Genomic DNA, 6,119 nt, shown 5'->3' on the forward strand with positions numbered 1-6,119 from the left:
GACCTCTACGACCCGCAGGAGTGCTGGAACGACTTCACTGCTGCCGGATACGCCTCGGGTTAATGCCGAAACGCTTTTGTGAGAGAGGAAGGCAGCGATTGCCCGCCGCCGTTGCCTTCCTTCCCACCGCCTCAGCGAGCGACGTTGCGCCGTTCGCCGCCCCCCCATGACGTGTATTGCGACCTCGATCTCGTCCACGACGAGCAGCGATAGGCCGACCAGCAGGAGGAACAGGCCACCGCAATCGCCATAGGCAGAACCGCCTGAGGGAGGCGCCAGTCAATGGGCATTGCCGGCGCGCCGAACGAGCCCATGGGACGGCGCCTGCCCCATATGACGATGGCCGAGACCGGCATCACCACGATCGCAATGCAGGCCAGCAGCCATACGATCTGGTTCGCCAGACTGAATTCTAGCCAATGTGGATCGAGGTGCCCTATTCCGTCATCCGGTACAGCAAGCCGACGTCCGAGACGCCGTGATCAAGCAGCACTTCGCTGGTATACTGGTCGAGATGGATCAACCGCGCTCGCGCAACGCTAGGCGCGGGCCACACGAAGACTGCGCACCGCCGATCGCCTCGATACGAAATCCGACAGGCAACCCGGCGCGTGACCGGAACGGCCAACGGGCCGGGCCTCCGCGGGATCAGCACCGTGATTCAGTCTCGATTGTCCGGTAGAGGCATACCCGAATTCCCCATTTCGGCAAGGTCCGGATCGTTGCCGAAACTCTGGGCCAGCATGTCTACGAAGCGGCGGACCTTGCGGGCGATGTTTCGGTTCGTCGGATAGGCAGCGTGCAGCGGAATGTCCGGTAATTGCCAGTCCGTGAGTATCGGCACTAATGCGCCCTTTCGTATCGCGGCGCCAACCACGACGGACGGCTCGAAAACGATGCCGGCGCCGCGCATGGCCGCCGCCATGAGCGTCTGCCCGTCGTTGCACTCGAACCGGGGCAGGATCGGGATGCCGACGCTCTCATCGCCTCGGCGAAACCGCCACGCACGGCCCCAACGCAGTCCCGAGAAGTGCAGGCAGGCATGGGTGCTCAACTCGTCCGGGGTCATCGGCGTCCCGTGATCGGCCAAGTAGGCCGGTGACGCGCAGGCAATGAAGCGGGTGGAGCCGATCTGGCGCGTGACAAGCGTCGGCTCCACGGCGAGGGCACCGCGGATCGCGAGATCGAAACCGCGCCCGACCAGATCGACTCTCTCCGTGGAGAGTTCCATCTCGATCGAAACGCCCGGGTTCTCCGCCAGGTAGCGTTCGATCACCGGCGCGATGTGGGCGGGGCCCAGGACCGGGGGCGCCGAGATCCTCAACCGTCCGACAGGTTTGGTCTGGAAAGACATCGCCACCTGCTCGGCGTCGAGCACCCTGGCGTGAACGCCCCCGAGTGCCTCTCGATAGGCTGCGCCGGCGTCCGTCAGCGTCACGGAACGGGTGGAGCGTTGCAGCAGCCGGACGCCGAGGCGTGCCTCCAGGGCGCGGATCTGCGCACCGACCGCAGCCCTGCCCATCCCCAGATCGCCTGCAGCTGCCGTGAAGCTCGACCGGTCCGCCACGGCAAGAAACGCGAAGATGCCCATCATCGGGTCCGTGGTCTTCATGAGCGCGATTCTGCATCCACCGATGAGCGATGATCGATCTTATCACGCGGATAGCCCGACGCTAGTTGCCCTTCATGACCTTACACACGGCGAGGGATTCTTTGAATGGACGGCCATCTCGCATCCACCGCCGGCCATATCTCGAGCCTCGGAGCCCCGGGCTTCGTCGACTCCGCGTGGCTTGAGCTCCCGGGCACGCCGCCCTGAGCGATGCGCCGAATGGCGCCGCTAACACGCCTTATCGGGTCGTCGTCCGATACAGCCTTCGATTGTTACCGAAGATGATGCCGATCCCGAAACCTTATTCAACGCAACACCAGGAGATAGAGAATGACGACCAATTAAGAAATCATCAGAGACGTCTACGCTTCTGCCGAGGCCAAAAGCCTGAACCCGGACAAGTTCATCTCTCTTTTTGCAGATGACGGCTATTTCCTCGATATGGCCTCGGGGCAGAAGTGGACCGGCGCTGAGCTTCGCCAGCCAGTCGAGGGCTTGGCATCGACCTTTCCCGACATGCATCGCGAGCTTCTGCATGTCTATTCCACCTCCGAAGAGGTGGTCGTGGTCGAACTCAGATTGCAAGGCACCCACGAAGGCGACTTCCATACTCCCGCAGGCGTATTGTCCGCCACGGGCAAGAAATTCGACGTGCCGTGCTGCGACGTGTTCCACGTCAGGGACGACAAGGTCCGGTCGTTCCACTGCTACAACATGAGGTCGATCTGGCTCGATCAACTCGGCGCCTGAAGAGTCCGCGTGCCGTGAAATCCCGCAACCAACATCAGAACAGACAAGGAACCCGAAATGCCCGACGACATGAAACCCCCCGCGCAGATCATCCGTATCCCGCGGGGCGGAGGCGAGGATTTCGACGTTGCCGGCGCGAAGCTGACATGGAAGGTGAAGAGCGACCTGACGGATTCGCGCTTCTGCTTCTTCGAGCAGGTTCTCGCGCCCGGCGACGGGGTGCCGCTGCACATCCATAGCTATACCGAGACTTTCTACGTCCTGTCGGGCGCCGTGACCTTCGAAGGTCCGGACGGGGCGACCCCTTGCGAGACCGGCGACGTCGTCGTGGCGCGTTCGGGGTCTCAGCACGGCTTCGTCAATCACGGGCATGACGAGGCCCGGATGCTCAGCATCAGCGTGGCGGAGCACCAACGGTTCTTCGATGCCGTCGCAGCCTCCGACCGCGCGCACCCGTTCGCCGACATGTCGCCCGAAGACATGATGCCGCGGGTCGCCGCGATCGGCGCCGAGAACGATTGCCTGTTCGTCCCGCTCGACAGGGGCTGATCCGTGAACCGGCGTTCGAGACCTCCCGAACGCCGGTCCCGGCAGTTTCATGGGGGGACCGGGAGTTTCGCGAGCGGGCGAGCGACGTTGACCGTTGGCCGAACAGGAGCATTGGCAATGCCACAACGCGCGATGATTTCACTGGAGAAGCGGCCTCGATACCGGCTCCTTGACGGGCCGACACCGATCCAGCGCCTCGCTCGTCTCGAACGGGCTCTCGGCCTGGCGGAGAGTTCCGGCATCTACGTCAAGCGCGACGATCTGATGGGCCTCGGCGGGGGCGGCAGCAAGCTCAGGAAGCTGGAGTTCCTCGTCGGCGACGCGCTCGAGCAGGGCTGCGATACGTTCATAACCACCGGTGCACGCCAGTCGAACCACGCCCGCCTGAGCGCCGCCGCAGCCGCGCATGCCGGGCTCGCATGCGAACTCGTGCTGACGGACACCGTGCCGCGCGAGGACGAGGCGTATCGGCACAACGGCAACGTTCTGCTCGACCAACTTTTCGGCGCGACGGTTCATCGGCAACCCGGCGACGTCGATGCACTGACGGTCGCGCGGCGACGCGCCGCGGAGCTGATTGCGGGAGGACGCCGCCCCTACATCGTCGGCGCGGGCGGGTCGTCGCCGATCGGTTGTCTCGGCTACGCCGCCTGCGCCTGCGAGATCGTCCGTCAGGAACAGGAACTTGGATTGCGCTTCGGGCGCATCGTCGTGCCGAACGGCAGTTCGGGAACGCATGCCGGCCTCGCTGCCGGGCTGAAAGCGCTCGGCCACGATGCTTCGCGCGTAACGTCTTTCTCGGTTCTGGCTTCCGTCGACCGGGCGCGCGAGACCACCATTCAGCTTGCCGGTCAGGCGCTGGACCTGATCGATCCGGACCGACCCTTCACCGACGGGGAGATCGCGGTGTCAGGCGGGCAGCTTGGTGCGGGTTACGGCATTCCGACCGCCGCGATGCTCGACACTGTGCGGCTGGTCGCCCGGACGGAAGGATTGCTTTTCGACCCGGTCTACGGTGGCAAGGCCTTCGCCGGCCTCCTGGATGCGATGCGCAGCGCCGCCTGGGCAGGGGACGGGCCGGTGCTGTTCGTGATGACCGGCGGCCTGCCGGGCCTGTTCGCCTACGAGCCGACCTTCCGGCCGGAAGAGCCGGCGGCGTGATCCCGACCGGCTCCACACTCGGACACGCATCCGATGCCGTGAGTCACGTCGGAAAACCGAATGCATCCGGTGTCGGATCAGACACCGGAGGCTAAAGCAAACCGGAGTCAGTCATGACCGAACATTCCGAGACGAATTGGCACCGGCGCAACGTCCTTGCGCTCGGCGGCGGTGCCCTATTGGCGACTGCGCTGCCGCGGGCAGCCGTGGCCTCACCCCCACTCCGGAGCGATCGCGAGGGGTTCGCCGATGTGTCAGGCGGCCGGGTCTGGTGGCGCATCTCCGGATCGGGGTCGCGCACACCACTTCTCCTGCTGCACGGCGGTCCGGGCGCCGGCCATGATTACCTCGAGCCGCTCGCCTCGCTGGCCGTCGACCGGCCGATCATCTTCTATGATCAGCTTGGCTGTGGCAGGTCGGACAAGCCCGATGATCCCTCGCTGTGGCGGATGGAACGCTTCGTCGCGGAGATCGATGCACTCCGCCGAGCGCTCAACCTCGAGCGAGTGGGCCTCTACGGCCATTCGTGGGGCGGCTAACTGGCGCAGGAATACATGCGCAGCGGCGCGGGCGCGAACAGCGTGGACAGGCTCATCCTCGCCTCGACCTCTGCCAGCGTCGCCGAGTTCGTGGCCGGTACGCAGCGGCTGCTCGCGACGCTGCCGGACGGAATGGCGGCGCGCAGCCGTGAACTCGAAGCCGCTGGCGAAACGGACGGTCCCGAATACCAGGTGATCGCCGAGGCGTTCTACGACCGCTATGTCGTCCATGTCGACAGTCCGCCCGCCTATCTGACAAAAACCTTCGAGAACGTGGCCTCGTCGCGCACCTATGCGGTGATGAACGGTCCGAGCGAGTTTAGCGTCACGGGGACGCTCAAGACCTGGGACGCGCGATCCGCGCTCGCCCGGATCACCGTGCCGACCCTAGTCCTGACCAGCGAATGGGACGAGGTCACGCTGGATTGCCACGAGCATTTGCACCGGGGAATACGCGGGTCGCAACTCGCCGTGCTACCCAAGGCGCGCCACCTAGCCATGGTGGAGCGGCCGGTCGCTTACAGCGAACTCGTCGGGAAGTTCCTCGCCCGGATCGATCATGAACGGACTTAGGCCGTAATTCTGCACGAGATCCCAGCTATAAGGGCGCCAGACAGAACCGTCTGACCTAATTGGTGGCGGTTTGGTCCTTCATTGTATCGCGTGTTTCATCCTCGGGTTTCTAATGACCCACGGGTGAGGGGCGCCGTAAAGGTTCCGGCGTTGCTGTCCGATGGCCCAAGCTCTCTACAGAACATACATAATACGAAGTGCTGCATCGAACCAAGCTAGGCGAGGCAGAGACTTGTGAGAAATGACGGATCCATGCCCGAGTGGCGAAGTGGCGACGACAGGGCAGCACATGCCCATGGCCGGGCCCTAGACTACCTCGGTCAGCCGGATGTCGGTCGGCTCCTCGTCGCAGCCAAGAAGAGCCGCCACGGGATCCGCGACCACCTTCTGACCCTGATGATTTTCCGCCACGGGATTCGCATCTCCGAGGCCGTCGCGCTGCATCGGCAGGACGTCGGCCTCGCTCACTCGCGGAGTTGGATCGCTCGGCTGGAAGATGGCCTCAGTGGCGAGCAGCCGGTCGCCGGCGATAAATTGCGGGCGATCAGGCGCTGGCCGGCGCAGCGAGAGGATGCGCTTCCCTCGTTGTTCGTCTCTGAGCGTAAGGAGCTGCTTATACGACAGGCGGTCAACTGTATTATTGGGGCTGCCAGTACCCGTGCCAGTCTCGGCCGCGTCCGCCCTTACATGCTGCGTCATTCCTGCGGCTTTGCGCTGGCGAACAAGGGCCGCGACTTGCGCCTGAGAAACGCGCGAAAGTTGGTGATGCCCTGAGGGGCGGCATATCGTGGCGGTGTTCAGGCGCCGTCAATTCTCAGCCGAGAAAGGGATATGCCACATGTCGGACGATACCATCGCGGAGCGGCCCGATCCATCCACTGCCGACAGGCGATTGCGCTCCGATCCATTCACCAACGTCCTGGGCGATGGCGCGC

Annotated in this window: 7 protein-coding genes; 6 read left to right on the forward strand and 1 reads right to left on the reverse strand. The window is 64.3% G+C overall.

The genetic code is table 11. The annotated features are described in order from the left end of the window. Nucleotides 1-661 precede the first annotated feature (661 nt). Entirely contained in the window at nt 662-1,612 is a 951-nt protein-coding gene (locus Q1A87_RS22650) for a LysR family transcriptional regulator (RefSeq protein ID WP_299656873.1), read from the reverse strand. A gap of 387 nt (nt 1,613-1,999) precedes the next feature. Here Q1A87_RS22650 and Q1A87_RS22655 point away from each other — a divergent pair, with 387 nt between their 5' ends. From Q1A87_RS22655 to Q1A87_RS22680, 6 genes are all read left to right on the forward strand, one after another. Next, on the forward strand, nt 2,000-2,362 hold the full coding sequence (locus tag Q1A87_RS22655) for a nuclear transport factor 2 family protein (protein WP_299656891.1): 363 nt from the start codon (nt 2,000-2,002) through the stop codon (nt 2,360-2,362). Between the two features lie 57 nt (nt 2,363-2,419). Further along, entirely contained in the window at nt 2,420-2,911 is a 492-nt protein-coding gene (locus Q1A87_RS22660; protein ID WP_299656876.1) for a cupin domain-containing protein, read from the forward strand. A 117-nt stretch (nt 2,912-3,028) separates the two neighbouring features. Then, nucleotides 3,029-4,072, forward strand: a complete 1,044-nt coding sequence (locus Q1A87_RS22665; RefSeq protein ID WP_299656879.1) for a D-cysteine desulfhydrase family protein — start codon at nt 3,029-3,031, stop codon at nt 4,070-4,072. Between the two features lie 113 nt (nt 4,073-4,185). Continuing rightward, nucleotides 4,186-4,611: an alpha/beta fold hydrolase gene (locus tag Q1A87_RS22670; protein ID WP_299656882.1), complete on the forward strand. Its 426-nt coding sequence runs from the start codon at nt 4,186-4,188 to the stop codon at nt 4,609-4,611. A 15-nt stretch (nt 4,612-4,626) separates the two neighbouring features. Continuing rightward, the gene (locus Q1A87_RS22675) at nt 4,627-5,184 is read left to right on the forward strand and encodes a hypothetical protein (RefSeq protein WP_299656885.1); all 558 of its coding nucleotides are present in this window, start codon (nt 4,627-4,629) and stop codon (nt 5,182-5,184) included. 252 nt (nt 5,185-5,436) lie between these two features. Continuing rightward, nucleotides 5,437-5,958, forward strand: coding sequence for a tyrosine-type recombinase/integrase (locus tag Q1A87_RS22680; protein ID WP_299656888.1), 522 nt, complete (start codon nt 5,437-5,439; stop codon nt 5,956-5,958). The last annotated feature ends 161 nt before the right edge of the window (nt 5,959-6,119 follow it).

It is taken from the genome of uncultured Jannaschia sp. (assembly GCF_947494055.1).
Lineage (GTDB): Bacteria > Pseudomonadota > Alphaproteobacteria > Rhodobacterales > Rhodobacteraceae > Jannaschia.